Here is a 24,390-nt window from a genome sequence, read left to right on the forward strand (position 1 = left end):
CGGACTACGTCAACGCCCTGTGGAACATCTTCAACTGGGCCGAGATCAGCAAGCGCTTCGACAACGCCGTCGCCGGCGGCAACGGCCTCCTGCTCGGCTGAACCCGACGCACTGAAGGCACCGGAAACGGGGTCCGGCCCACGCGGCCGGGCCCCGTTTCGCCGGTTTCGGCGCAATAGTCGCCCGGCTGGGGGAAATCGCCGCAGCACCTGTCGGGAACCGCTGGTCCGTCGGCGCTCCGCCGCACCGTCCGCTCACCCCGGAAGTTGCCCGCACAGCCTGGATCCGGGTGCATCCGGGCGTGCACGCCGCACGCCCGCCGAATACGGCCGCCGATTCGCGCGACCGGCCGTCCGCGGAAGGACCACCTGATTCAGCGAGATTCGCTGGCATTCGGTGGGTTCTTTCCCCTGAGCGAACAATCGCCTGGACAGCGGCGGACTCGCGCGGCACCCTGGAAGTGCAACCATGTCGGGGGGCAGGGGGAGCACATGGCGTTGCGCATTCATTTCACCGACGACGATTTCGGCCGGGCGAGGCGGCCCGCCGGCCCCGATCCGCTGTGGGAACTGGTGCTGAGCCTCACCGCGCTGCAGAGCCGCCGTCCGGCGGGCGGGCCGCGGGTCTGGTCCGCGCGTGCCCGCAAGCAGCTTCGCCGGGAGGGGCTGCTTCCGCACCCCCGTCCGGTGCCCGCGCTGGAGTTTCGCAACCGGGCCGTGAAGGCGCTGCCGCCCGGCGGGCAGTCCGGCGGCGGCGAAGCGACGGCCCGCCGCACGGGGGTGCTGAGACCGGCGGAGCGGCGGCGGGAGATCGGCCCGGTCGCGGGGGACGGCGTCGTGCGCGTGGAGAAAACGAGGCTGCGCGCCGACCTTCAGACGTTCTTCGTGCACGGGGTCGCGCCGTCGTGGGCCGGGGAACTGGCCGACGGGGCCCGTGCGCTGCTCGGGTCGGCGCTCACGTCGTACGGCCTCGCACGGCAGACCCCGGCCGCCCGCATCGACCGGGCCGGCGCCGCGATCTCCTGGGAGGGCCCGGAATTCTCCGGCGATCCTCCCGCGGACCGCAGTGTCTACTTCGGAGGGTTGCTCGTGATCCCCGGCTATTTCCGTTTCGTGGAAACGGATCCGGCGACCGGACCGGAGCCGTCGGCGGTACTGGTCCGGCCCGCGGGGCGCGCGATCACCGCGGGCGAGAGCGCCCAGGACCCGCTGCCGGACCTGCTCGGCGCGACCCGCGCCCGCGCGCTGCACGCGCTGGCGGTCCCGCTCTCCACTGCCGAACTGGCCGGGGAAATCGGCGTGACCCCGGTCGCGGCGAGCCGGCACGCGGGTGTCCTGCGCCGCGCGGGATTGGTGGAGAGCCAGCAGGACGGGAAGACCGTCCGGCACGCGGTGACGGCCACCGGTCAGGCGTTGCTGAGCGCGTCCGGCGGGTGACGGGGAATGATTGTGCGCGCGGGAAGAATTCCACGTACTAACGGAAGACCGCGGCAATAAACGACGTGACCGCACGACTGGCAGGCGACGCGGTACCGAGGGCGGCTCCACCGGCGCGGAATGGAACGCGGATTGCCGATCCTGCTGCGGCGTCTGGGTTGCCTCGGTGTGGCGTTACCCACGAATGAGTGAAAAGAACGGGTGAAATCGGACATCGGCTCGGTGCCGACTGCCCGCGGTGGGCGCTTTTTCCTGCGACTTGGGCACATTTGTCCGCAAACCCTGTCACGGTCCCGGTTTTCGCGGCATTCTCGAGACATGGCTTCTGGTGGTTTGCGCGCGTCCGCGCAGCGCGGGCGCACGTTCCTCCTTCCGGTCCTGGCCGCGGCCGTCGCGGTCTCGGCGCTGGCCGGGATCTGCCTGGGGCTGTGGATCCACCGGCAGGGCTCGGCGGCGATCGGCCGCGCGCCCGGCCGGTCCGTCGTCGCCGCTGTCCAGCCCGGCTCCGGCGCGCTGCGCGGGAGCGAGGGCGCCGCGACACCCGACACCCGGCGCGTCACGTGGACCGCCCCGGACGGCGGCAGAGAAGAAGCGAACATCCCGCTGCGCTCCGACCCGGCGGCGCGCGGCTTGACCCGCGTCCGCGTTGACGCACGGGGCCAGCTCCGGGCCTCGTCGCCGGACCGGATCGACGTGCTGTCGGTGTCAGTGATCACGACGATCGCCTGGGAACTGGTCACCGTGATCGCGGGATTCGCGCTGTACCGCCGGTTCGCGCGAGGGCGCGCCGCCTGAAGTCTCAGCCGCCAGCGGCGGGGCGGAGCGCATGGCGAGGGAGTTCGGTGAAGGGCTCCTTGAGAGAAACAGAGTTCCTCAAGGAGTCCTTCACTGATCTCCTCGCGATCGCCTGCCGGGTCCGTCGGCAGTGGCGAGAACTTGCGCCGGGCTCGGCCGCGCGCAGGCACGGGTTTCCTGGGCGGGGGTCTTGCCCGGGGACGGCGCGCGGGGTCAGCGCCAGTGGCAGCGGTAGAACCAGACGATCGTGAGCGGGATCGCCGTTGTGAGCACCGCGCCGACCGCGATCGGCGCGGCGGAGCCCATCCCGAACCCGACCACCAGGACGACCAGCCCGGTCAGGAACACGCTGAGGACGCCGAGCGCGGCCGCGGCGAAGGTGACCGCGGGCATCGGGCGGAACTTCTCGAACCGGCGGGCAAGGCGCGGATTTTCCTGGGCGAGGCACCGCTCGATCTCGTCCAGCTGGTGTTGTTCGTGGTCGCGCAGCGCCATCGTCCGCTCCGCCCGTCGACCTGGCCGGGATTTTCTCCGCTGATTCTGCCACGAAAAGCGGCCGGAATCCGGGTCCGAGTTCGTTTCGACGCCCTGTGCGGGCGAGTCCGGCGAGCGGCGCGAAAGCGCTTCCGGACCGCGCGCGGCGAGGGCGGCCCAGCGCGTGGCGGTCGCGGCGGGCCGCCCTCGCGGGTCAGTCGCGGCGGCGGCCGCCCGCGATGAGCCGGTAGCCGGTCAGGATGACCAGCGCGCCGAGCACCGCCAGACCCCAGGTGCGCAGGTCGAAGAACGTCCCGAGCTGGGTGTGGAACAGCGTTTTGCCGATCCAGCCGCCCACGAACGCGCCTCCGACCCCGAGCAGGATGGTGATGATGCAGCCGCCCGGGTCCTTGCCCGGCATGAGGGCCTTCGCGATCAATCCGGCGATCAGGCCCAGCACGATCCAGCTGACAACGCCCACGTCGGTCCTCTCCTCGGTACGGCGGCGGCCCGTCGGGCCGCCCCTGACCGGATCAGGATGGCATGGTCCGACCGGGTGGCGCGCGCCAGCATCGGGGCTACTGTCTGTAGCACCGTCGGGAGTCAGCGGCGGAGAGCGGTTTCGGTGTCCATGTGCGACAGCTTCGCCGGATTCCGCACCGCGTACAGGCCGGTGATCTTGCCCTCGTCGATGCGCAGCGTGAGCACCGTGTCGACCTCGCCGTCGAGCTTCAGCACCAGCGCCGGGTGCCCGTTGACCTGCGTCGGGCGCAGCGGCGCGGGGATCTGGGCGCTCCCGGCGGCCAGCAGCCGCGCGACCTTGCCCGCGCCGACGATCGGCCGCGGCACCGCCTGTTTGACGCCGCCGCCGTCGCCGAGGAAGACGACGTCCGGGGCGAGCAGGTCGAGCAGCCCTTGCAGGTCGCCGGTCTCGACGGCCTTCTGGAACGCGTCGAGCGCGCCGCGGGTTTCGGCGGGTGTGACGTCGCCGCGCGGACGGCGGGCGGAGACGTGCGACCGCGCCCGGTGCCCGATCTGCCGCACCGCCGCCGGGGTTTTGCCGACAGCTTCGGCGATTTCGTCGTACGGCACGTCGAAGACCTCGCGCAGCACGAACACCGCGCGCTCGGTCGGCCGCAGCGTTTCGAGCACCAGCAGCATCGCCGTCGAGACGCTGTCGGCCAGTTCGACGTCCTCGGCGACGTCCGGCGCGGTGAGCAGCGGCTCGGGCAGCCAGGTGCCGACGTAGGACTCCTTGCGCCTGCCGAGCGTGCGCAGCCGGGTCAGCGCCTGGCGGGTGGTGATCCGGACCAGGTAGGCGCGGTGCTCGCGGATCTCATTGAGGTCGACGCCCGCCCACTTCAGCCAGGTCTCCTGCAGCACGTCTTCGGCGTCGGCGGCCGAGCCGAGCATCTCGTAGGCCACGGTGAACAGCAGGTTCCGGTGGGCGAGGAAGGTCTCGGTGGCGAGGTCCGCGCTCGCTTCGCCGGGCGCTGTCATGGGTGGCTCCTTCGCGTTCTGGGGTCGATCGCCCATAGGACGCCGGCCGCCGGGAGTTTGTGACATCAGGTCCGGCGCTCGGTGCCGAGCCACGCCCGTGCGCCGAACCAGACGCCGTCGCGGCCGTGGTGCTCCGTCATTTCGGCGGGCAGCCGGGCGCGGGCTCGGTTTTGCTCACCGGCGTCGCGGGCGGCGAGCAGGTCGTTCGCTTCGCGGAGCTTGAGCACCGCGTCGAATGCCGCGGCGGGATCGGGGCCGTACCAGACTGGTTCGCGCACGCCGGCCAGTTCGACGTCGGCGAAGCCGTTCGCGGTGAGGACACTTCGGACAGTCGCGGGATCGGCGAGGGAGAAGGCGTCGCCGCGGGCGGTGCCGGACGGCGGATCGGCCTCGGCGAGCGCGCGGTGGATCGCGGTGACCCATTCCTGCCGCGCCGCTCCTGCCAGACGAGTTGCCCGGGCCGCAGCGCGCGGGCGACGTTGGCGAACGCGGCGGGCGGATCCTCGAAGAACATCGTGCCGAACCGGCTCAGCCCGAGCGTGAACGCGGCCGGCGGGAACGGATGGACCTGGGCGAACCGGACGTTGGGCACGTCCGCGGCCGCTCGCTCGGCGCGGGCGATCGTCGAGGCGGACAGGTCGGCTCCCAGCGCGCTGCCGCGCGTCGCGCGCTGAGCGGCGGCGCGGGTGGGCTCCCCGGCGCCGAAGCCGATGTCGAGGACATGGTCGTCCGGCTGGACGTCGGCGGCCTCGTGCAGGCGCCGGTGGTAGCGGCGGAGCTCGGCGTCGTGGTCGAAGGCCCCCATGGGATGCGAGGGTAGCCGGAGGAGACCTCGGCGGAGAGGAGTTCGCGACGATGGCGGAACGGGGACCGGACTGGCTGCGGCGGACGTGGGACGAGGCCGCGCCGCGGTACGACCGCGACATCGCCTGGTTCGAGCGGGCGCTGCTCGCCGACGGCCGCGAATGGGTGTGCGGGCAGGCCGCGGGGGAGGTGCTGGAGGTTGCCGTCGGGACCGGCCGGAATCTGCCGTTGTACCCGCCGGAGGTGCGGTTGACCGGGGTCGACCTCAGCCCGTCGATGCTGGACCTCGCCCGGCGCCGGGCCGCCGAGACCGGCCGCGCGGCGACGCTGACCGAGGCCGACGCGCAGTCCCTTCCGTTCCCGGACAGCACGTTCGACACGGTCGTCTGCACGCTGGGCCTGTGCGGCGTCCCGGACGAAGGCGGCGCGATCGCGGAAATGCACCGGGTGCTGCGGCCGGGCGGGCGGTTGTTGCTGCTGGACCACGTCGGCAGCCATCGCCGGTTCGTTCTCGCTGCTCAGCGGCTGCTGGAGAAGCTGACCGTGGCGCGGCTGGGGGACTACCTGACGCGCCGGCCGCTGCCCTTGCTCGCCGCGGCCGGGTTCGAGGTGGAACGGGCGGAGCGGAGCAAGGCCGGGATCGTCGAGCGGTTGGCCGCGCGGAAGGCCGGCTGATCCTGTACGTTCGTATAGGAGGGTGCGATGAGCGGCGCATGGGCGCGGGTCCTGGTCGGCGTGCTGATGGTGGTCGTCGGCGCGGTGCTGTACTTCGTGTTCCACGACGTCGAGACGCCGGTGATCGGGTTGCGGCAGGTCGGCGTGGTCGTGGGAGTGCTCGGGGTGCTTGAGCTGGTCGCGGTCGCGTGGCGGGCGCGCACGGGGGCGTCCCGGCGGTGAAACGCGGCGCCCATGTGCTCGATGCCGTGCTTACTGTGTTGGCCGAGCAGGGAATCGGCTCGCTCAGCGTGCGGACAGTCGCCGCGGCGGCGGGCGTTTCCCCGGCTCAGGTGCAGTACTACTACCGGACGAAAAACGACCTCGTGCGCGCCGGTTTCGAGTACGCGGGCGAGCAGTTCCTGGCCGAAATCGAGGCGGCGCGACCGAAATCGATCGCCGGTTTCGTCGAGCTGTGGCTGCCGCTGGACGAACCGCGTGCCCGGCGTGCCCGGGTGTGGCTCGCGTACGCGGCGGCGGCCGTTGTGGATCCGGTACTGCGGAAGGAAAACGCGAACCTCGATCGCGAGCTGCGGCAGTGGTACGTCGGCGCCGGGTTGTCCGAGGACGTGGCGGCGCAGGTGCTCGCGATGATCGACGGCGTGACGCTGCAGTGTCTCTCCCTGCCGATGGCGGAGCGTCGGGCGTTGGCGGACCGGACGGTCGGCACGTTCCTGGCAGCGCTACCTGAGTGAATGTAACACGTGATACATTCAGTGCTGTGGCGGACGACAAGTGGCTGGTGCTGGTGGTGCGGGTGCCGTCCGGGCCGTCGCGGCATCGCGTCGCCGTGTGGCGTGAGCTGCGGCGGACAGGGGCGTTGTCGCTCGGGCAGGGCGCCTGGGCGGTGCCGAATGTGCCCGGGTTCGCCGGTGGCGTCGCGCGGGTCGGGGAGCTGGCCGCACGCGGCGAGGGCGAGGTGATCACGCTCGACGCCGCGGAACGGGACGGTTCTCGCCTGGTGGAGATGTTCACCGCCGAGCGGGAAGAGGAGTGGGCGGAGTTCCTGGCCGACTGCGGGAAGTTCGACGCCGAGATCGACAAGGAAATCCGGATCGGCAAGTTCACGATGGCCGAGCTGGAGGAGGAAGAGCAGAGCCTGGAGCGGTTGCGGCGCTGGCATCGGGACCTGAAGGCGCGGGACGTGTTCGGCGCGCCTTCGGCGGGGGAGGCCGAACAGCGGCTGAAGCGGTGCGCCGAGCGGCTCGCGGACTACACCGAGCAGGTTTTCCAGGCCCTGCACCAGATGTGAAAGTTCCGATGCGTTCCGCTGAGCTGCGTCCGCTGTACGCCGCCGGGTTCGTCACCGCGTTCGGGGCGCACAGCGTCGCCGCCAGCCTCGGCACGTACACGCACGGCGATTCCTTGCTGACCCTGGGATTGCTGCTCGCGGTCTACGACGGGGCCGAGGTCGTCCTGAAGCCGGTGTTCGGTTCGCTGGCCGACCGGATCGGGCCGCGGCCGGTCCTGCTCGGCGGGTTGCTCGCGTTCGCGCTCGCGTCGGCGGCCTTCGTCGTCGCGGGAAACCCGGCTGCGGTCGGGCTGGCGCGGTTCGGTCAGGGCGCGGCTGCGGCGGCCTTCTCGCCTGCGGCCGGGGCACTCGTCGCGCGGTTGTCGCCGGCGAAACGGCAGGGGCGCGCGTTCGGCGGTTACGGCGCGTGGAAGAGCGTCGGGTACACGCTGGGCCCGTTGCTCGGCGGTGTCCTGATCACGCTGGGCGGGTTTTCCTTGCTGTTCGGCACCCTGGCGGTGCTGGCCTGCGTTGTCGCCGGATGGGCCGCGCTGGTGGTGCCCGCGCCGGAACCGTTGCCGCGGCGGCGACAGACCGTTCTCGACCTTGCCCGCCGGCTCGCTGAGCCTGGGTTCCTCCGGCCGGCCGCGGTGCTGGCCGGAACGACCGGGGCGCTCGCGGCCGGGATCGGATTCCTGCCGGTGGCCGGGGCGGCGAGCGGTCTCGGCACGCTGGCGACCGGCGCGGTCGTGTCGGTGCTGGCGTTGTGTTCCGCGCTGGTGCAGCCGTGGGCCGGCCGGCTCCGGGACGCCGGGCGGATCCCCGACGGGCGGGGGATGGCCGGCGGGTTGCTGCTGGCTGCCGCCGGTCTGGCGTTGGGCGCGTTCGTGCCGGGTGTCGGGGGAGTGGCGGTCGCGGCCGTGGCGATCGGCGCCGGGGTCGGGGTGGCCACGCCGATCGGGTTCGCGCATCTGGCCGGCTCCGCGCCGAAGGAACGGCTCGGGCAGACGATGGGGGCGGCTGAGGTCGGCCGTGAACTGGGCGACGCGGGCGGGCCGCTGCTGGTCGGCGCGCTCGCGTCGGCGGCGACGCTGGGGGCGGGGTTCGGCGGGCTGGCTGTGGTGCTCGCTGCGGCCGGCTTGCTGGTGGCTGGCTTCCGAAAGCCGTGCGGGGAACCCTGAGGGAATCTGATTCCCTCAGAGGGTGTTTCGAAACCCGGTGGTGTGGTCGGGCGTTGACTGTGATTTCGGCGTGGCGCGCCGTTCGCTGGGCGGTTGTGTGCAAGCTTCCGAGTAACACACGGATTCAGCGACTGACCACGCGGCTTTCGAAACACCCTCTCAGGGTTCCCCGCACCGGCGATCAGCTCGTCGCGATGGCCGGGTCGCTGGTGGAAGGTCGGCCGGTCTCGGCGTGGCCAGCGAAACGCCGGACGTACTGCCCGTCGTGATCCGCCTTGACCGTGATGTCGTACCAGCCGTTGGCCACGCCCCACTTCGGCACCGTGCGCGACGTGCCCGGGGCGAGCGTGTACTGGTAAGCCTCGGCCGGCGCGTAAGCGTCGACGCCGGTGAAGGTGACCGTCTGGCTGGTCGGGTTCGCGAACGTCACCGTCACATAGCCCGCGTCGTGCCGCGCGGTGACTTCCGGGCCCAAGCCGCCGATCGTCCCGGCCTGTTCGCGGAGCCAGCCGTTCGGGCCGAAAACCGAGTACTGGTACCAATCTCCCGCGCCGCCGGGCAGCTGCCAGCTGTCGGCGACCGACTTGTGGCCTTCCACGGTGTAGGGCCACGGCCCGTCCGAGCGCATCCGGGACGTCACGTGGAATCCGGCTCCGGCGTCGCCGAGGTTGGCGAAGGTGAAGTACATCCGGCCGTCGCGGGCCTCGGTGTCCGCGGCCAGGTCGTACGGCAGCGCGCGGGCCTTGCGAGTGCCGGGTTCCTGCTTCGGGAGCGAGCCGTTCGACGGCGGAACCGGGTGGTAGGTCGGCGGGGTGCGGTGGTCGGCGGGCGGTTGGTAGTCGCCGGTGCCGGGCAGGGCCGGGACGCCGCTGTTGGCTCCGGTGAAGTCGAACGCCGACGTGAGGTCCCCGCACACCGCGCGGCGCCACGGCGAAATGTTCGGGTTGTGCACGCCGAATCGCTTTTCCACGAACTGGATGAGCGAGGTGTGGTCGAAAGTCTGCGAGCAGACCCAGCCGCCGGTGCTCCACGGCGAAACGGCCAGCAGCGGCACGCGCGGGCCGAGTCCGTAAGGCATTGCTTTGGTGTAGGACGCGGCCGCGCCGCTTTCGTACCATTCTCCGGCGACGCTCGCCGTCGATTTGCCCCAGTTCGCGTCGCGCGGCGGGTACGGCGGGACGACGTGGTCGAAGAAACCGTCGTTCTCGTCGTAGGTGATGAGCAGGACGGTTTTGCTCCACACGTCCGGATTCGACGTGAGCGCGTCGAGCACGCCGGAGACATACCAGGCGCCGTAGTTGGCGGGCCACGCCGGATGTTCGCAGTACGCTTCCGGGGCCACCACCCAGGAAACCTGCGGCAGGCGGTTCGCCTTGACGTCCGCGGTGAGGTGGTCGAAGAAACCGTCGCCCGCGGCGGCGTGCGTGCCGGTGCGCGCCTTGTCGTAGAGCGGTGTGCCTTGCGTGGATCTCTGGTACTGGGTCAGATAAAGCAGTGAGTTGTCGCCGTAATTGCCGATGTAGGCGTCATCGGTCCAGCCCCACTTGTGCTCTTTGTCGAGACCGTTGCCGACGTCCTGGTAGATCTTCCACGAAACTCCGGCCTTTTCCAGGATTTCCGGGAAACTGGTCCAGCCGTAGCCGGATTCTTCGTTGCCCAGCACCGGTCCGTTGCCGGAACCGTCGTTTCCGGTCCAGCCGGTGTACATGTAGTACCGGTTCGGGTCGGTCGAGGACAGCATCGAGCAGTGGTAGCCGTCGCAGACGGTGAACGCGTCGGCGAGCGCGTAGTGGAACGGGATGTCCTTGCGTGTCAGGTACGCCATCGTGGTGCTGGTTTTCGCCGGGATCCACTGGTCCCACCGGCCGGTGCTCCACGCCGTGTGCGTGCCGTTCCAGTCGTGGTTGAGGTCCTCGATGAAGGTGAGGCCCAGGTTGTCCTCGGCGGGCCGGAACGGCAGGGTCTCGGCACCGGAGGAGTCCGCCTGGTTCCACACCGGTTTCCCGCTAGGCAGCGAAACCGGGCGCGGGTCGCCGAAGCCGCGGACGCCGTTGAGGGTGCCGAAATAGTGGTCGAAAGACCGGTTTTCCTGCATCAGCACGACAACGTGTTCGACGTCCGCGAGGGTGCCGGTGCGCACGGCGGCCGGCACCGAAGCCGCCCGCGCGATGCTCGCGGGCAGAGCCGTGCCGGCGGCGGTGGCCGCGGCGAGGTGCATGAATCTGCGACGGCTGACCGATGACATCGATGTCTCCTCGAAAAGTCGGGGACAGTTCGCGGACGCGTTCGGGAATTTCCCACCGGGAAAGGCCGAACGCATCATCGATGGATGATCCGCGCGCTGTCAACCGCCGGCCGGGATGGCGCCCGTTCGTACTGCGTCACAGCCGGTTCGCTGCCTGTTTCACCGTCTTGATCACCGGTGCTGTTTCCACGTGGGTGACCGCGGGGAGCGCGGCGACGCTGGTGGTGAGGTAGCGGTACAGCTCTTGATGGCTGGCGCAGACCACTGTCGCGTACAGGTTGGTCGGGCCGGTGGTCGCGGCGGCGTAGGCGACTTCCGGGTGCGCGGCGAGCGCGGTGCCCGTTTCCGCCAGTGCCGCCGGGGCGACCGACAGCCACAGCAGGGTCCGGATCCCCTTGCCGTACAACCGCCAGTCGAGGTCGAGGTCGAGGTACAGCACGTCCCGTTCGCGCAGTTCCGCCATGCGTCGGCGGACGGTGGTCGGGGACCAGCCGGTCGCGGCGGCGAGGCGTTCGAATCCGGCGCGGCCGTCGTCGGCGAGGGCGGCGAGGAGCTTGCGGTCGCCGTCGTCGAGCGTCGCCGGGCCTGGCCGGAGGGGGATCGGCGGTGGGCGCAGCCGGGCGACGGCGGCGTCGTCCAGCGTGCCGATTTTGGCGACCACGCTGTCGGAGCCGCCGTAGAACGCGTGCAGCACCGAATGCGCGGTGACACCTTCGACCCGTGGCGTGCGGGGGAGTTTGGCCAGCAGCAACGCTTCGCTGTCGGCTGCGTTTTCGAGCCGGACCGTGCAGGTGATTTCGGTGCCGCCGGAGGTCAGGCTCACCCACGCGGTGTCCGGCCGCCGCGCGAGTGCCTCGGCGACCACGCCCGCCGCTGCGGGTGCGCACCGGATGCGCAGGAACCATTGCACGGCACCGAAAGCCGCCTCGTTGACGCCGCCGATGACCCGGACCGCCCCGGTCGACCGAAGCCGGGTGTAGCGGCGGGCGACGGTGCGATCCGACACACCGAGCGCCTCGGCGATCGCGCTGAACGGTGCCCTGGGGTCGATCTGCAGTGCGTGCACGAGCTGCCGGTCGAGATCGTCGTAGTCAGAATCCACCCTCTTGAAGGTACCGGTGTCGGAATCCGCCGCATCCGGGTCGTTTTCTGGCTCGCGGCCTGGTGCCGAGCCGAGAGTCGGTTCCGAACACCGACCCACGAGGGGAGAGATCATGACTGCCGAGGTGCTCGTCGTCGGCGCCGGTCCGACCGGGATGACGACGGCGAACGAACTCCAGCTTGCCGGAGTGTCCTGTGTGCTGGCGGACCGGCTGCCGCGGGCGAGCGACCTGTCCAAGGCCGGCGGGCTGCAGTCCCGCACGCAGGAGGCGCTCGACCAGCGCGGCCTGCTCGAACCGCTGCTGGCCACCGGCGACTACCCGGTCACCACCGCGCATTTCGCGGGCAATCTGCTGCCGCTGGTCCGCGGGCGGCACCGGTTCCCGTGGCGGTCGCTCCCGCAGGTAGTGATCGAAGGATTCCTGGAGAAACACCTTGCCGCGCGGGGAATTCCCATTCGGCGAAACCACGAGCTGGCCGCGCTGGAGCAGGACGCGGACGGCGTCACCGCGACCTTCGCGGACGGTGCGGTGATCCGGGCCCGGTACCTGGTAGCGGCCGACGGCGGGCGGAGCACGGTCCGGAAGCTGCTCGGCGCGGAGTTCTCCGGCCGTGCCGGGACGGCGACCATGGTGGCCGCCGACGTGCGGCTGAGCGCCGAGGTCCCGATGCACACGATCACCCCGGAGGGCTACCGCGCGCAGGTGTTCCCGCTCGGCGCCGACGCCGAAGGGCGGCCGCTGCGCCGTCTGACGCTCGGCGGACCCGGCTGGTCGCTGGAACGGGACGTCCCGGTCACCGAGGACGAACTCCGCACCGGGCTGAAGACGGTCTTCGGCGATCGGGTGGAGCTGGTCGAACTCCGTTACGCGCGCCGGATCACCAACGCCGCGCTGCAAGCCGCGCAGTACCGGCACGGCCGCGTCTTCCTCGCCGGCGACGCCGCGCATGTGCATCTTCCGCTTGGCGCGCAAGGGATGAACACCGGAATCCAGGACGCGATGAATCTCGGCTGGAAGCTCGCCGCGGCGGTCCGCGGCACCGCGCCCGAGGGGTTGCTCGACAGCTACCACGCGGAACGGCATCCGGTCGGCGCGGCGGTGCTGCGCAACGTCCAAGCGCAGTCGCTGCTCCTGGACGACGGCCCCGATTCGGCCGCGGCCCGGTCGTTGTTCGCGGACCTGGTGCAGCTGCCCGGAGTTCAGTACCTGCTGGACGACATGCTGTCCGGCATGGGATTCCGCTACGCCGTCCCGGGCAGCGCGGACCACCCGCTGGTGGGGCTTCCCGCGCCCGGCCTCGGCCCGGAACTGCGCGCCGGACGCGGTGTTCTCGTGGACCCCGAACAGCGGTTCGGCGAGGTGGCGGCGCGGTGGGCGGACCGGGTCGACCGCGTGGAGACGGGTGCCGAAGCGATGCTGGTCCGTCCGGACGGATACGTGGCGTGGGCTGGTGATCCGGACGCTCTGGAGCCCGCGATCCGCCAGTGGTTCGGCGCGCCGGTGAGCTAGCGTGGCCGTCGTGCGGACCTGGCTGACCGACACCCGGACCTCGTACGACACCGTCGCCGCCAGCTACGCCGACCGGTTGCGCGACTCGATCGCCCGGAGCCCTTCGCTGCGCATGACGTTGGGATTGTTCGCTTCGCTGGTGCGCGAAACCGGCCCGGTGGCCGACGTCGGCTGCGGCACCGGGCACGTCACCGCGCACCTGAACGGCCTCGGCCTGGACGCGTTCGGCCTCGACCTCTCGCCCGGCATGATCGAGGTGGCCCGGCGAGACCACCCGGGATCGCGGTTCGCGGTCGGCTCGATGACCGCGCTCCCGCTGCCCGACGCTTCGGTGGCCGGGCTGCTGTCGTGGTGGTCGCTGATCCACGTCCCGGACGACGAAGCGCCCGCCGCGCTCGCGCAGTTCCACCGCGTGCTGCGGCCCGGAGCGCCGGTCGCGATCGGCTTTCACGTCGGTGACGTGGCGAAGGTGAAGACGCGAGGGTACGGCGGGCATCCGATGCGGGTGCGCGTCCATCGCCGGCGTCCCGCGCAGGTGTCGGAGTGGTTGCGCGAGGCCGGGTTCAGCGTCGAGGCGGAGTGGGTGGAACAGCTGGACAGCGAGGTGCCGCAAGCGGTTGTCTACGCTCGCCGTCCGGCCTGAGCAGTTCAGCCGAGGCCCAGCTACGCCAGGTATCTCGATGAGGGGCCGCTGGTCCGGGAGATCTGGACCGGGGCCGCTCCCGGCGCCCAGGCCTCGTGAGCGGCAATCCCGGTTCTCGCCGGGATTGCCGCTCCCGAGGCGCAACCCCGCGCCAGCCGACGCGTCCTGATGGTGTCGCCGTCCGCAGCCGGAAGGATGCCCTCGCCATGCAACTGCGCCGGTTCGCCTTCCTGGCCTCAGCCGCTGCCCTGGTCGCCGTGGCGGGAGCGGCCCCGGCGCCGGCGGTGATCGGCGGTTCGGTCAGCGGTTACGGACCGTGGGCGGTGCGGATGCTGGTCGACGGCAAACCCGAATGCACCGGCACCGCGATCAGCCGGGAGTGGATCATCAGCGCCGACCACTGCTTCGCCGAAGCCGCGGAGCCCATCGCGGACTCCCGGATCGAGTTCCGCGTCGGCAATCTCGACCAGCGGCTCGGCACCGTGGTCAAGCCGGTCCCGGGAAGCCGCGACAACCACACGCTGGCCGACATCATGCTGATCAAAGTCACCCCGATGGACATCACCCCGGCGAAGCTGCCGACCGGCGGACCGGTGCGGCCGGGCGAGACGGTTCGTCAGCTCGGCTGGGGCGCGACTTGTCCCGGCGATGAGAACAGCTGCCAGTCCGACGTGCTCAAGCAGGTGGACGCCGAGGTCATCGACCCCGACGACCCGCGCTGCGACGGCATGACCGTCTCCGGCGGCACCGATTTCTGCGCGCTGACCACGGCGGGCGTCACGGCGGGCGGCGACTCCGGCGGACCGGTCATGTCCACCGTCGATCGCGACACGCTGGTGGGGGTTACCAGCAAATCCGACCGCAGCAGTCTCGCGGCCGACGGCGACGTCTTCGGCCAGCTGGAGTGGATCAAGAAGACCATCGAAGGCTGACCGTCGAAACGGCGCTCCGCAGGGCGCGCACGGCCTCGTCGCGCCCCACCACGAGTTCCGGGCCGGACACCGCCACCAGAGCCGGGAGGACGCCGCCGTTCGCGGGTTCGGCGATGTGCTCGATTCCCGGCCGACCTGGTGCACCGGCGTCCGGACGAGCCCGTTCGCCGCGCACGCGGTGGGGGAGCCGTACCCGGACGGTCACCACGCGCCGATGCTGTCGGTCCCGCCAGTGGTGATGTCCAGAAACGCCTGAGTCGCCGCGGTCATCGGCCCGGACCGGTAGATCAGCCACTGCGGGAGTGTCTCCGGCGGCGCGAACCGGAGCACCTGCGCACCGGCCCGGCGGGCCAGCTCCGCCCAGCCGTCCGGCATCAGGCTCGCGCCGATCCCGCGCAGCACCATCGGCAGCACCACGCTCCGGTCGCCCACCTCGGCCGCGATCGACAGGTCCGGCACGCTCGCCGCGAGCCGGTCGAAGAAGCCGCGCACCGCGGTAGGCGACGTGGTGACCACGAACTGCATGCCGCTGAGTTCGGCCCGCTCCACGGCCCCGTCCGCCCCGATCTCCGTGCCCGGCGGGGCGACCAGCAGCAGTTCCTCGTCCCGCAGATGATGTGCGACCAGACCCGGCCCGGCCGGGCGTTCCGCGCTCCCGCACACCCCGGCCTCGCACCGGCCCTGCACCACCATCGCGACCACCTCGGCCGCCGACAACGCCGCCGACGTGCTCACCAGCACGCCCGGATACCGCGTGCGCATTTCGGCGACGATGCTGATCACCGGCTCCAGCGCGGACGACGACGTGGCCGCGACGTCGATCCGCCCGGCTGGTCCTTCACCCGCCATCCGCGCGGCGGCGCGCAGGGCGTCGAGGTCGCGCAGCACCAGCCGGGCGCGCTCGGCCAGCAGTTCGCCGGCGTTCGACAGCACCGCGTTGCGCCCGACCCGATGGAACAGCTCGACGCCCAGGTCCTGTTCGAGCTTCGCGATCGCCCGCGACAACGACGGCTGCGCCACCCGCAGCGCCCGTGCCGCGTGCGTGAACCCGCCGTGCTCGGCGATCGCGACGAAGTACTCCAGCTGGCGGCGTTCCATAGCGATACGCTATCGGACTGGTGTCTCAGATGTCTTTGACGTACCGCCAGCCCGCGCGCGACGATAGGGCCCATGGTCCAGACGCGCCCGACGTTGCAGGGCACCTTCGGCATGGTGTCGTCCACTCACTGGCTCGCCTCGGCGGCCGCGATGGCGGTGCTCGAGGACGGCGGCAACGCCTACGACGCGGCAGTCGCGGGCGCGTTCGTGCTGCACGTCGTCGAGCCGCACCTCAACGGGCCCGGCGGCGAGGTGCCGATGATCCTCGCCCCGGCGGGTGGCACGCCCCAGGTGCTGTGCGGGCAGGGCCCCGCGCCGGCCGGAGCGACGATCGAGCACTACACCTCGCTCGGCCTGGACCTCGTCCCCGGCACCGGCCCGCTCGCCGCCGCCGTGCCCGGCGCGGTCGAGGCGTGGCTGCTCCTGCTGCACGACCACGGCACGAAGCCGCTGCGCGAGGTGCTCAAGTATGCGATTCACTACGCGGCGGACGGCCATCCAGCGGTCGAGCGCGTCGGCGCGACGGTGGAGACCGTCCGGGAGCTGTTCGAGAACGAATGGACGACGTCGGCCGAGCTGTACTTGCCCGGCGGGGTCGCGCCGAAACCCGGCGGGCTGCTGAAGAATCCCGCCCTCGCGGAGACCTGGCGCCGCCTGATCGCGGAAGCGGAGGCGGCCGGGAGCGACCGGGAAGCGCAGATCGAGGCGGCGCGGAAGGCGTGGCGCGAGGGGTTTGTCGCCGAAGCACTCGCCGCCTTCGCCGCGAAACCGGCGATGGACTCTTCCGGCGAACGGCACGCGGGGACCCTCACCGCTGACGACATCGCCGCGTTCCGCCCGGCCTACGAGGACCCGGTCACCTCCACCTGGAACGGCTGGACGGTCGCGAAAGCCGGGCTGTGGAGCCAGGGTCCCGTCTTTCTGCAGCAGCTCGCCCTCCTGCCGGACGAGCTGGAGTACGCGACGCCGGAGTACTACCACCGGCTCATCGAGGGCACGAAGCTCGCGATGGCCGACCGGGAAGCCTGGTACGGCGACAGCACGGAAGTGTCCATCGAGGCGCTGCTTTCCCCGGAGTACACCGCGGCCCGGCGCGAGCTGATCGGCCAGCGCGCGTCCTTCGACCTGCGGCCGGGCAGCCCCGAAAGCCGCGAGCCGAAACTGAGCCGGCACGTGCATTACGTCGCGGGCGGCGGGGTCACCGCGCCGGCGATCGGGGCGGGGGAGCCGACGGTCGCGAAGGACGGCCTGACCCGCGGCGACACCTGCCATCTCGACGTGGTCGACCGCTGGGGCACCATGATCGCCGCGACCCCGAGCGGCGGCTGGCTGCAGTCCAACCCGGTGGTGCCGGAGCTGGGCTTCCCGCTGGGCACCCGGTTGCAGATGGCGTGGCTCGACCCGGGCCTGCCGAACTCGCTCGTCCCGGGGAAACGGCCGCGCACCACGCTCTCGCCGTCGCTCGCACTGCGCGACGGCGTCCCGGTGATGGCGTTCGGCACCCCCGGCGGCGACCAGCAGGACCAGTGGAACTTCCACTTCTTCCTTGCCGCGGCGCTGCGCGAAAAGGTCCGCGGCGGACTCGACCTGCAAGGCGCGATCGACGCGCCGAACTGGCACACCGACAGCTTCCCGAGTTCGTTCTACCCGCGCGGCATGGCGGCGGGCAGCGTGACGGTGGAGTCGCGGATCGGCGCGGACGTGATCGCCGCGCTGGAAAGCCGGGGGCACGACGTGACGGTCGGCGGGCCGTGGTCGGAGGGGCGGTTGTGCGCGGTGGCTAAGGATCCGGAGACCGGTGTGCTTTCGGCGGCGGCGAATTCGCGTGGCGCGCAAGGGTATGCCGCTGGGCGGTGACCCGCGCTGTCCGGGACGAGCGACCCGGACCAGCCGCGGGCGATCAACGACCGCCGGCCCGTGCTCGCGTTCGCCAAAGACCTGGGCGCCGTCCAGCCGGGCGCGGACGCCGACCCGCTGGTGGTCGCGATCGGGCACCCGCAGTCAGCTACCTCGGTGCGCAGCTGGCACCGTGGTGGACCAGCGGATCGACAGCGAAGCATCTGCCGCGGCCGACGATCATTACGCGGCGATCTGCGCGCTCGCCCTGCGCCAAGCCTTCGGCGGCACCGAACTGGTCGCGCGGAACGGCTCGCCGTGGGCGTTCCTGACGGAGATCTCGTCCAGCGGCAATGTGTCCACAGTGGACGTGGTCTACCGGTGCTGGACCACGCGGAGCACGGCGGCTGGCCGATGACGTTTTCGGAGCACGACACCGGCACCCTCTTATCCACAACGACGGCAACGAGGAAAGCATGCCGGTCGAGGAATCGGCCAATATGCTCATCATGTCGGCCGCAGTCGTGCAGCGCCTGGGCCGAATACCTGGTCGGCAACACTCTCGACCCGGGCAACCAAAACCAGGCCGGCGACTTCACCGGCTGGATCGCGCACAGCGCCAACCTCGCGTTGAAGGGCGTCATCGGCGTAGGCGCGATGGCGGTTCTCGCCGATGTCACCGGAAATTCCGCCGATGCCCTGCGTACATCAGCCAGTGGACGACGTTGGCCGACGACCGCTCGCACCTGCGGATGGTGGGCCTCGACCTGGTTCCGCTCGGCGCCGCCGCGCGGGAAGCCGCCTGGTATCAGTCGAAACGAGGCGCACACGGCGTCCCGCCGGACCTCTGCCACGATGACACGAAGGCCGACTGGGAGTTGTGGACGGCTGCCTGGCTGACCGGCCACACCGACATCCGCACGACGCTCGTCGAAGGCGTCTACAGCTTCGCCGATACGACTGGCTCCCGGGTCCCGTTCTCCGGCTGGTATTTCGTCGCCGACGCCCGGAAATCGGGCTTCCAAGCACGCCCGGTCGCCGCTGGGTGCCTGGTTTTGCTGCGGCGCCCGGCCGCTTCGACGACTTTGTGGCGGCGAATCCAGAACCGGCGGTCCGGGAAACTGCGGTTCAGCTAACCCGCTGACGTGCCGTGAGGGGAACCCTGAAGGAATCTGAATCCCTCAGGGTTCCCCTCACAGCATTACCGGGAGACCGAAGCGGCGGAGTCGGTGTAGCGAGACCGGAGTTCGCGCTTGAGCAGCTTCCCCGTGGCATTGCGCGGAAGCTCGTCCACCACCTCGACCCGGCGCGGACACTTGAAAGCGGCGATCCTCTCCCGGCAATAAGCGATCACCGCGTCCCCGTCGAGCGAGTCTCCGGCGGGCACCACCACCGCGACCACGGTTTCGCCCCATTGCGGATCCGGCGCGCCGATCACCGCGACGTCGGCGATGTCCGGATGCCGGTGCAGCACCTGCTCGACCTCGATCGGATAGACGTTCTCGCCGCCGGAAATGATCATGTCTTTCTTGCGGTCCACCAACGTCACGAAACCGTCGGCGTCGCAGCGGGCCAGGTCGCCGGAGTGGAACCAGCCGCCGCGCAGGGTCTCGGCGCTGGCTTCGGGCAGGCCCCAGTAGCCGGCGAAGACGTTCGGGCCGCGCAGCACCAGTTCGCCGACCGTTCCGGTGGGCACGTCGTCGTCGCGTTCGTCCACGATCCGCGCCTCGACGTGCAGGAAGGGCCGTCCGACGGACCCGGCGTGCGAGCGCACGAACGCCGATTCCAGCACCAGCGCGGCGGGGGAGAGTTCGGTCATCCCGAAACCCTCCACAAAGGTCAGACCCTTGTCCTCGTAGAACTCGATCACCGGCAGCGGGCACGGCGCGCCGCCGCACAGCAGGTACCGCAGCCGCGACAGGTCGTAGGAATCGAAATCCGGGACCTGCGTCATCGCCGCCCACATCGCGGGCACCATGAAGTGGACGGTGACCTTTTCCCGCTGGATCAGCGCGAGTGTCTCTTGTGGATCGAACTTGCCCGCGACCACCACGGTGCCGCCCGCGTACAGCAGCGGCAGGGTGAACAGGGCCAGCCCGCCGATGTGGAAGAGCGGGGCCACCGTCAACGTGATGTCCGAGGGGAGGATGCCTTCCCCGGAGGTGAGCACGTTGATCGCGTTCGCCTCCAGGTTGCCGTGCGTGAGCATGGCGCCTTTGGGACGGCCGGTGGTGCCGGAGGTGTACATCAGCACCGCGACGTCGTCCGGCCCGGCCGGTTCGGGTTCGACGCGGCCTTCCTGGACGAGTTCGCTGTCGCTGACCAGCGTCCGCGCGCCCGAAGCCTCCTTCGCGAGTGCGGCGAAGGTGTCGTCGTGCACCACGACCACGGGCCGGGCGTCGTCGAGGAGGTACTCGATTTCGGCCGCCGCGAGCCGGAAATTGATCGGCAGCGTGATCGCGCCGAGCCAGGCGACCGCGAAGAGCGTTTCGAGGTAGCCGGTGGAATTCAAGCCCAGCAAGGCCACCCGGTCGCCCTTGCGCACGCCCAGTGCGCGCAGCGCCGCCGCTCGCCCCGCGACCCGGCGTTCGAGGTCGGCATACGTGATCCGTTCGCCGGTCTCGGCGGCGACGAGCGCGACCGACCCGGGGGTGATGGTGCCGCGCCGGGCAATCCACTGCGCCAAGCTCGATGCCATGCCGAGACTCCTTCGTCGCCGGGGACCACGACGAAGGTAACCGTACGGACGGTCAGTGGTCAAACCTTCGGTTACAGTGGGCCGATGCCATCCAAAGGCCGCGCCGGGGACATCCTCGCGACGTTCACCCGGTATGTCGCCGAGCGCGGGTACGACGCCACGAACTTCTCCGACATCGCCGGCGAGCTGGGGCTGTCGAAGGGCACCATCGTGCACCACTTCGGCACGAAGGACCGGCTGCTCGCCGCGCTGCACGAGTCGTACATGCGCCGCAGGCTCGCCGAGGCCGCGCTGATCCGCGACCGCCTCGCGACGCCAACCCGGCAACTGGCCGGGCTGCTGTACGCGTTCGTGCTGTACCAAGTGGTCGACCGGGAGGCGACCGTCGCGTTCCAGCGCGAGGTCGTCCGGCTCGCCGACCACGAGGCGATGGCCGAGGGCCGCCGGATGCGCGCGGAATACCTCGACCTGGTGCGCGCGACGTTGGCCGAAGGGATCGCGTCCGGGGAGTTCCGTCCGTGCGACGTCGAGGTGCAGAGCCTGCTGATCTTCGGCTCGGCGCACTGGGCGTGGACGTGGTTCGACCCGGCCGGTCCGGTGTTGGCGGAGCAGGTGGGCGCGCAACTGGTCGAGCTGGTCCTGGGCGGCCTGTTGACGCGCCGCGCCCGGCTCAACGGATTGACCGGAGCGGAGGGCAAGGTGGTCCAGGTCGTGCGTCAGTCCATTGCGGACACTACCGGATCCTGAGCCGCCGCATCATCTTCAGCCCGGACAGCATTCCTTCCACGTACTTCTCGTACTTCTGCCCCGGTCGCGGGCTCATCACCGGCTTCTTCAGCACCGCCAGGTTCTGCACGTCGGTGTACTTCAACAGCCCCTGGTCGCCATGCCGGGCACCCACTCCGGACGTCTTCACGCCGCCGGAAGGTGTTCCCTTGGCGGCGTACGCGGTCGCCAGGCTGTCGTTCACGTTGACGTTGCCCGTCTCCAACCGGGCCGCCACCGCGGAAGCCGCGCGAATGTCCTTGCCCCACACCGAAGCGTTCAGCCCGTAATCGGTGTCGTTGGCCAGTTCGACGGCCTCGTCCACTGTCCGATAGCGATGCAAGGCGACTACGGGGCCGAACGTTTCGGTGACCCCGCACAGCATGTCCTTCGTGACGCCTTCCAGAATGGTCGGCTCGAAGAACGCCGGGCCCAGATCCGGCCGGGGACGCCCGCCGCACAAGACGGTGGCTCCCTTCGCGACCGCATCGTCCACATGGGACTTGACCCGGTTCAGGTGGTCCACCGAGACCAGCGAGCCCATTTCCGGGCCGAAATCGTACGCCGCCCGCACATCCAGCGAAGAAGCCTTGGCCACAAAGGCTTCCTTGAATTCCTCGTAGCGCGACTCCGGCAGGTAGATCCGCTCGATGTGCATGCAGATCTGCCCGGTGTTCCCGAACGCGCCGAACACCGCGCCCGGAACCGCGTCGGCGAAATCGGCGTCCGGCAGCACGATCATCGGATTCTTGCCGCCGAGTTCGAGACAGCAGCCGATCAGGTTCCGGCCCGCTTGCTCGCCGATCACCTTCCCGGTGGCGGTGGAGCCGGTGAACATGACGTAGTTCGCCTGGCCGATGAGCGTCGGACCGACGTCCGGGCCCTCGCCGCACACGACCTGGAACAGGCCCTGCGGCAACCCGGCTTCTTCGAGCAAGTGCACCCCGTACAGCGGCGAAAGCGCGGTCTTGTTGTCCGGCTTCAACACCACCGCGTTACCTGCCAGCAAGGCCGGAATAGCGTCGGAAATGCCGGTGGCGAACGGGAAATTCCACGGCGCGATGATCCCGGCCACGCCCTTGGGCACCCGGATCTCGGTCGAGGAAGACACGAGAGGCACCGGTCCGCCGCGCCGCGTCGGGGCCAGCAGTTTGGGCGCGCGCCGCAGATAGTGGCTCATGATCATCGGCGGATCGCACGTTTCCTCGATCGCCATCCGCCGGTTCTTGCCGCTTTCGATCTGGATCAGGTCGGCGATCGTCCGTGCGCGGTCGATGAACAGCGAATGCGCCCGCCGGAACACCGCGAGCCGCTGTTTGAGCGGCGTCGCGGCCCATTTCGCCTGTGCCGTCCGCGCGGCGGCGAACGCCTGCTCGATGTCCGACGGCGTCGACTGCGGCAGCTCCACCAGGACGTCGCCGGTGTAGACCTCGGTGAGCGGCCACACCGCGCCGCCCGAGCCGGGGACGCGCGCGACGAGCCCGCGGAGGAGTTCGTCGGTCGCCGAAGCCGGGCGGGTGGGCCGGACCGGGGTGAGGGTCATGGGTCTCGCGCTCCCGTCAGTTGCCGGAAAGGACCAGCTGCGCGCCCATTTCGCCGATCATGATGCAGGGCGCGTTGGTGTTGCCGCCGGTGATCGAGGGCATGATCGAGGCGTCGCAGACCCGCAGCCCGTCGACCCCGCGCACCTTGAGGTCGGGCCCGACGACGGCGAGGTCGTCCACGCCCATCCGGCAGGTGCCGACGCCGTGGTAGACCGACGTCGCGCGGTTGAGGATCGCGTCGCGCAGTTCCTGCCCGCGCAGCTGCTTGCCCGGGTGGATTTCCTCGTTGACCGAGCCCTTGAACGCCTTCGAGGCGAAGATCTCCCGCACCGTCTCGGATCCCTCGCCGAGCACTTCGAGGTCGGCCGGGTCGGAAAGGTACTGCGGGTCGATGAGCGGCGCGGCGGCCGGATCGGCCGAGGAGAGCCGGATCGTGCCGCGGCTCTTCGGGTAGATCAGCGTGGCGAGCACGGTCAGCGCCGGCCGCTTGTCGACCGGATGCCGGACCGGCGCGTCCTGGTTCGGCGACACGTACGCCCACGGCAGCAGGTGCAGCTGCAGGTCCGGCACCGTCGTGGCCTGCGACGTCTTGAGGAACGCGAGCGCCTCGAACACCGAGTTCGCGAGGAACGTCGAGCCCGGCTTGAGCAGCTCGCGGGCCATCCCGCGGGCGAAATACGGTGCGGTGCCCTTGTTCTTGCACGACGACACCTGGAACGTCAGCGCGTGGAACATGTGGTCGTGCAGGTTGTCGCCGACCGGCAGATCGGCGAGCACGTCGATGCCGTGCTCCTTGAGGTGCTCGGCGTGCCCGATCCCGGACAGCATCAGCAGCTGCGGCGACCCGACGAACCCGGCGGCGAGGATGACCTCCTTGCCCGCCCGGACCGTGCGGTGCCCGCCGTTGGCGTCGGTCACCTCGACACCGGTCGCGCGGCCGTTCTCGATCACCACTTTCCGCACGAACACGCGGGACTGGATCTCAAGCGTCCGAGGCGCGAGGTGATGCAGGTAGCCGCGGGAGGCGCTGTAGCGCAGGCCATCGGCAGCGTTCTGCTGCATCCGGCTGACGCCCTCCTGCGACGGCCCGTTGTAGTCGTCGATGATCTCGCAGCCGATCGCGTCGGCCGTCGCGTCGAGGAACTGCAGCGTGCCTTCCTGCGGGATCTTGTTGCGGGTGATCTTGATCGGCCCGCCCGCGCCGCGGAAGGCGTTCTCGCCGTCTTCGAAGTCCTCCATGCGCTTGTACGCGGCGTTGACGCTGTCGGCGTCCCAGCCGGTGTTGCCCTCGGCCGCCCAGGAGTCGAAATTCGCCCGGTTGCCGCGGACGTAGACCATCCCGTTGACCGAACTGGAGCCGCCGAGCACCTTCCCGCGCGGCACCGGCAGGCGCCGATCGAGAACATGTTTCTGCGGGACCGAGGAGAACCCCCAGTCGCTCATTTTCTTCAGCTGGGGCACCGCGTGCAACGGGGCCACCAACCCCGGCTTGCGCAACAGCAGCTGCTCGTCGCTCTTGCCCGCTTCGAGCACGATCACGCTGGCCCCAGACTCCGCGAGCCGCCCGGCGACGGCAGCTCCCGAGCTGCCCGACCCGACGACCACATAGTCGGCTTCGTTGCCTCGGGCCACCCTGGCTGCCATGTCCGCTCCTCGTCCCGCGCCCCGCCGAAACTGTAACCTGTTCTAGTTAAGGCACGGTATAGCTTTCCCGTCGGACGCGCAACGCCTCGCGCGCGAACCTGATGGACTCGCCCTCGTGAGGTTTTCTCAGTGCTGCGGAGCATTGGCTGGCGAGACCGGCTGCGCTGCTTTCTCCCGCTGAGGTCCGCGAAGGGCTCCTTGAGGGAATCTGATTCCCTCAAGGAGCCCTTCGCGGGCG

The 24,390-nt window shown here is 70.5% G+C and carries 25 protein-coding genes and 2 pseudogenes; 16 read left to right on the top strand and 11 right to left on the bottom strand.

What is annotated here, in order from left to right; genetic code table 11:
• From BM362_RS46660 to BM362_RS41200, 3 genes and pseudogenes are all read left to right on the top strand, one after another.
• Nucleotides 1-101: pseudogene (locus BM362_RS46660) on the top strand (Fe-Mn family superoxide dismutase); the annotation flags it as partial.
• Between the two features lie 390 nt (nucleotides 102-491).
• The gene (locus BM362_RS41195) at nucleotides 492-1,436 is read left to right on the top strand and encodes a winged helix-turn-helix domain-containing protein (protein ID WP_067595074.1); all 945 of its coding nucleotides are present in this window, start codon (nucleotides 492-494) and stop codon (nucleotides 1,434-1,436) included.
• A 318-nt stretch (nucleotides 1,437-1,754) separates the two neighbouring features.
• On the top strand, nucleotides 1,755-2,231 hold the full coding sequence (locus BM362_RS41200; protein WP_198545671.1) for a hypothetical protein: 477 nt from the start codon (nucleotides 1,755-1,757) through the stop codon (nucleotides 2,229-2,231).
• A gap of 213 nt (nucleotides 2,232-2,444) precedes the next feature.
• On the opposite strand, the gene BM362_RS41205 is transcribed toward BM362_RS41200, so the two are convergent.
• The 4 genes from BM362_RS41205 to BM362_RS41220 form a co-directional block, all read right to left on the bottom strand.
• Nucleotides 2,445-2,726 carry a DUF3040 domain-containing protein gene (locus BM362_RS41205; protein WP_067595068.1) on the bottom strand — a complete coding sequence of 94 codons (282 nt, stop codon included), beginning with the start codon at nucleotides 2,724-2,726 and terminating at the stop codon, nucleotides 2,445-2,447.
• A 193-nt stretch (nucleotides 2,727-2,919) separates the two neighbouring features.
• Entirely contained in the window at nucleotides 2,920-3,186 is a 267-nt protein-coding gene (locus BM362_RS41210) for a GlsB/YeaQ/YmgE family stress response membrane protein (protein WP_067595066.1), read from the bottom strand.
• A 122-nt stretch (nucleotides 3,187-3,308) separates the two neighbouring features.
• The gene (locus BM362_RS41215) at nucleotides 3,309-4,205 is read right to left on the bottom strand and encodes an RNA polymerase sigma-70 factor (protein ID WP_244287448.1); all 897 of its coding nucleotides are present in this window, start codon (nucleotides 4,203-4,205) and stop codon (nucleotides 3,309-3,311) included.
• A 136-nt stretch (nucleotides 4,206-4,341) separates the two neighbouring features.
• On the bottom strand, nucleotides 4,342-5,010 hold the full coding sequence (locus tag BM362_RS41220; RefSeq protein WP_244287449.1) for a class I SAM-dependent methyltransferase: 669 nt from the start codon (nucleotides 5,008-5,010) through the stop codon (nucleotides 4,342-4,344).
• Nucleotides 5,011-5,060: 50 nt separating this feature from the next.
• On the opposite strand from BM362_RS41220, the gene BM362_RS41225 reads away from it, so the two are divergent.
• Genes BM362_RS41225 through BM362_RS41245 form a run of 5 tightly spaced genes read left to right on the top strand, consistent with a single transcriptional unit; the run spans nucleotide 5,061 to nucleotide 8,135 of the window.
• On the top strand, nucleotides 5,061-5,684 hold the full coding sequence (locus BM362_RS41225) for a class I SAM-dependent methyltransferase (RefSeq protein ID WP_067595060.1): 624 nt from the start codon (nucleotides 5,061-5,063) through the stop codon (nucleotides 5,682-5,684).
• Nucleotides 5,685-5,711: 27 nt separating this feature from the next.
• Nucleotides 5,712-5,906, top strand: a complete 195-nt coding sequence (locus BM362_RS41230) for a hypothetical protein (protein ID WP_067595056.1) — start codon at nucleotides 5,712-5,714, stop codon at nucleotides 5,904-5,906.
• 26 nt (nucleotides 5,907-5,932) lie between these two features.
• Nucleotides 5,933-6,418, top strand: a complete 486-nt coding sequence (locus tag BM362_RS41235) for a TetR/AcrR family transcriptional regulator (RefSeq protein WP_167545633.1) — start codon at nucleotides 5,933-5,935, stop codon at nucleotides 6,416-6,418.
• Nucleotides 6,419-6,444: 26 nt separating this feature from the next.
• On the top strand, nucleotides 6,445-6,975 hold the full coding sequence (locus tag BM362_RS41240) for a Chromate resistance protein ChrB (RefSeq protein WP_093576841.1): 531 nt from the start codon (nucleotides 6,445-6,447) through the stop codon (nucleotides 6,973-6,975).
• Between the two features lie 8 nt (nucleotides 6,976-6,983).
• On the top strand, nucleotides 6,984-8,135 hold the full coding sequence (locus BM362_RS41245; RefSeq protein ID WP_067595094.1) for an MFS transporter: 1,152 nt from the start codon (nucleotides 6,984-6,986) through the stop codon (nucleotides 8,133-8,135).
• 181 nt (nucleotides 8,136-8,316) lie between these two features.
• Here the strand turns inward: BM362_RS41245 and BM362_RS41250 are convergent, their stop codons facing one another.
• A complete protein-coding gene (locus BM362_RS41250) occupies nucleotides 8,317-10,380 on the bottom strand; it encodes a phosphocholine-specific phospholipase C (RefSeq protein ID WP_093576842.1) in 2,064 nt (687 codons plus the stop codon).
• A gap of 136 nt (nucleotides 10,381-10,516) precedes the next feature.
• A complete protein-coding gene (locus BM362_RS41255) occupies nucleotides 10,517-11,482 on the bottom strand; it encodes an Lrp/AsnC family transcriptional regulator (RefSeq protein WP_093576909.1) in 966 nt (321 codons plus the stop codon).
• A 112-nt stretch (nucleotides 11,483-11,594) separates the two neighbouring features.
• Here BM362_RS41255 and BM362_RS41260 point away from each other — a divergent pair, with 112 nt between their 5' ends.
• The 3 genes from BM362_RS41260 (at nucleotide 11,595) to BM362_RS41270 (ending at nucleotide 14,567) form a co-directional block, all read left to right on the top strand.
• Nucleotides 11,595-12,992, top strand: a complete 1,398-nt coding sequence (locus tag BM362_RS41260) for an FAD-dependent monooxygenase (protein WP_093576843.1) — start codon at nucleotides 11,595-11,597, stop codon at nucleotides 12,990-12,992.
• Between the two features lies 1 nt (nucleotide 12,993).
• The gene (locus BM362_RS41265) at nucleotides 12,994-13,635 is read left to right on the top strand and encodes a class I SAM-dependent methyltransferase (protein ID WP_093576844.1); all 642 of its coding nucleotides are present in this window, start codon (nucleotides 12,994-12,996) and stop codon (nucleotides 13,633-13,635) included.
• Nucleotides 13,636-13,841: 206 nt separating this feature from the next.
• Nucleotides 13,842-14,567 (top strand): S1 family peptidase, encoded by a 726-nt coding sequence (locus tag BM362_RS41270; protein WP_067595038.1) that lies wholly within the window; start codon nucleotides 13,842-13,844, stop codon nucleotides 14,565-14,567.
• Here BM362_RS41270 and BM362_RS47995 read toward each other — a convergent pair.
• Both BM362_RS47995 and BM362_RS41275 read right to left on the bottom strand, forming a co-directional pair.
• Nucleotides 14,545-14,775, bottom strand: a complete 231-nt coding sequence (locus BM362_RS47995; RefSeq protein WP_157905162.1) for a hypothetical protein — start codon at nucleotides 14,773-14,775, stop codon at nucleotides 14,545-14,547. The two genes, BM362_RS41270 and BM362_RS47995, sit on opposite strands and share 23 nt — an antisense overlap.
• On the bottom strand, nucleotides 14,769-15,665 hold the full coding sequence (locus BM362_RS41275; RefSeq protein ID WP_067595035.1) for a LysR family transcriptional regulator: 897 nt from the start codon (nucleotides 15,663-15,665) through the stop codon (nucleotides 14,769-14,771). Before BM362_RS41275 ends, BM362_RS47995 begins: the two co-directional genes overlap by 7 nt.
• A 72-nt stretch (nucleotides 15,666-15,737) precedes the next feature.
• On the opposite strand from BM362_RS41275, the gene BM362_RS41280 reads away from it, so the two are divergent.
• The 4 genes and pseudogenes from BM362_RS41280 to BM362_RS49700 all read left to right on the top strand — a co-directional run bounded on the left by BM362_RS41280 (nucleotide 15,738) and on the right by BM362_RS49700 (nucleotide 18,637).
• A complete protein-coding gene (locus tag BM362_RS41280; RefSeq protein ID WP_093576845.1) occupies nucleotides 15,738-17,522 on the top strand; it encodes a gamma-glutamyltransferase family protein in 1,785 nt (594 codons plus the stop codon).
• 172 nt (nucleotides 17,523-17,694) lie between these two features.
• On the top strand, nucleotides 17,695-17,919 hold the full coding sequence (locus BM362_RS50160) for a glutaminase domain-containing protein (RefSeq protein WP_280142776.1): 225 nt from the start codon (nucleotides 17,695-17,697) through the stop codon (nucleotides 17,917-17,919).
• A 91-nt stretch (nucleotides 17,920-18,010) separates the two neighbouring features.
• A pseudogene (locus BM362_RS50860) lies at nucleotides 18,011-18,188 on the top strand (glutaminase domain-containing protein); the annotation flags it as partial.
• 38 nt (nucleotides 18,189-18,226) lie between these two features.
• Complete coding sequence (locus BM362_RS49700; protein ID WP_244287450.1) at nucleotides 18,227-18,637, top strand: glutaminase domain-containing protein; 411 nt, start codon at nucleotides 18,227-18,229, stop codon at nucleotides 18,635-18,637.
• 65 nt (nucleotides 18,638-18,702) lie between these two features.
• Here BM362_RS49700 and BM362_RS41290 read toward each other — a convergent pair whose 3' ends face one another.
• A complete protein-coding gene (locus BM362_RS41290; protein WP_093576846.1) occupies nucleotides 18,703-20,199 on the bottom strand; it encodes an acyl-CoA synthetase in 1,497 nt (498 codons plus the stop codon).
• An 84-nt stretch (nucleotides 20,200-20,283) separates the two neighbouring features.
• On the opposite strand from BM362_RS41290, the gene BM362_RS41295 reads away from it, so the two are divergent.
• Nucleotides 20,284-20,946, top strand: a complete 663-nt coding sequence (locus BM362_RS41295) for a TetR/AcrR family transcriptional regulator (RefSeq protein ID WP_093576847.1) — start codon at nucleotides 20,284-20,286, stop codon at nucleotides 20,944-20,946.
• Here BM362_RS41295 and BM362_RS41300 read toward each other — a convergent pair.
• Nucleotides 20,933-22,507 (bottom strand): succinic semialdehyde dehydrogenase, encoded by a 1,575-nt coding sequence (locus BM362_RS41300; RefSeq protein ID WP_093576848.1) that lies wholly within the window; start codon nucleotides 22,505-22,507, stop codon nucleotides 20,933-20,935. The two genes, BM362_RS41295 and BM362_RS41300, sit on opposite strands and share 14 nt — an antisense overlap.
• Before the next feature lie 16 nt (nucleotides 22,508-22,523).
• Nucleotides 22,524-24,152 (bottom strand): GMC family oxidoreductase, encoded by a 1,629-nt coding sequence (locus BM362_RS41305; RefSeq protein ID WP_067595014.1) that lies wholly within the window; start codon nucleotides 24,150-24,152, stop codon nucleotides 22,524-22,526.
• Nucleotides 24,153-24,390: the final 238 nt, after the last annotated feature.

Origin of the sequence: Amycolatopsis rubida (assembly GCF_900115345.1) — a bacterium.
Taxonomy (GTDB): Bacteria; Actinomycetota; Actinomycetes; order Mycobacteriales; family Pseudonocardiaceae; genus Amycolatopsis; species Amycolatopsis rubida.

What these genes read in the sequence shown, in the direction of transcription:
- BM362_RS41290 (WP_093576846.1), bottom strand. Translation starts at nt 20,199, where the DNA reads ATGGCATCGAGCTTGGCGCAGTGGATTGCCCGGCGCGGCACCATCACC.
- BM362_RS41305 (WP_067595014.1), bottom strand. Translation starts at nt 24,152, where the DNA reads ATGGCAGCCAGGGTGGCCCGAGGCAACGAAGCCGACTATGTGGTCGTC.
- BM362_RS41295 (WP_093576847.1), top strand. Translation starts at nt 20,284, where the DNA reads ATGCCATCCAAAGGCCGCGCCGGGGACATCCTCGCGACGTTCACCCGG.
- BM362_RS41200 (WP_198545671.1), top strand. Translation starts at nt 1,755, where the DNA reads ATGGCTTCTGGTGGTTTGCGCGCGTCCGCGCAGCGCGGGCGCACGTTC.
- BM362_RS41195 (WP_067595074.1), top strand. Translation starts at nt 492, where the DNA reads ATGGCGTTGCGCATTCATTTCACCGACGACGATTTCGGCCGGGCGAGG.
- BM362_RS41250 (WP_093576842.1), bottom strand. Translation starts at nt 10,380, where the DNA reads ATGTCATCGGTCAGCCGTCGCAGATTCATGCACCTCGCCGCGGCCACC.
- BM362_RS41205 (WP_067595068.1), bottom strand. Translation starts at nt 2,726, where the DNA reads ATGGCGCTGCGCGACCACGAACAACACCAGCTGGACGAGATCGAGCGG.
- BM362_RS41225 (WP_067595060.1), top strand. Translation starts at nt 5,061, where the DNA reads ATGGCGGAACGGGGACCGGACTGGCTGCGGCGGACGTGGGACGAGGCC.
- BM362_RS41215 (WP_244287448.1), bottom strand. Translation starts at nt 4,205, where the DNA reads ATGACAGCGCCCGGCGAAGCGAGCGCGGACCTCGCCACCGAGACCTTC.
- BM362_RS41300 (WP_093576848.1), bottom strand. Translation starts at nt 22,507, where the DNA reads ATGACCCTCACCCCGGTCCGGCCCACCCGCCCGGCTTCGGCGACCGAC.
- BM362_RS41260 (WP_093576843.1), top strand. Translation starts at nt 11,595, where the DNA reads ATGACTGCCGAGGTGCTCGTCGTCGGCGCCGGTCCGACCGGGATGACG.
- BM362_RS41220 (WP_244287449.1), bottom strand. Translation starts at nt 5,010, where the DNA reads ATGGGGGCCTTCGACCACGACGCCGAGCTCCGCCGCTACCACCGGCGC.
- BM362_RS41275 (WP_067595035.1), bottom strand. Translation starts at nt 15,665, where the DNA reads ATGGAACGCCGCCAGCTGGAGTACTTCGTCGCGATCGCCGAGCACGGC.
- BM362_RS41280 (WP_093576845.1), top strand. Translation starts at nt 15,738, where the DNA reads ATGGTCCAGACGCGCCCGACGTTGCAGGGCACCTTCGGCATGGTGTCG.
- BM362_RS41270 (WP_067595038.1), top strand. Translation starts at nt 13,842, where the DNA reads ATGCAACTGCGCCGGTTCGCCTTCCTGGCCTCAGCCGCTGCCCTGGTC.
- BM362_RS41230 (WP_067595056.1), top strand. Translation starts at nt 5,712, where the DNA reads ATGAGCGGCGCATGGGCGCGGGTCCTGGTCGGCGTGCTGATGGTGGTC.
- BM362_RS41245 (WP_067595094.1), top strand. Translation starts at nt 6,984, where the DNA reads ATGCGTTCCGCTGAGCTGCGTCCGCTGTACGCCGCCGGGTTCGTCACC.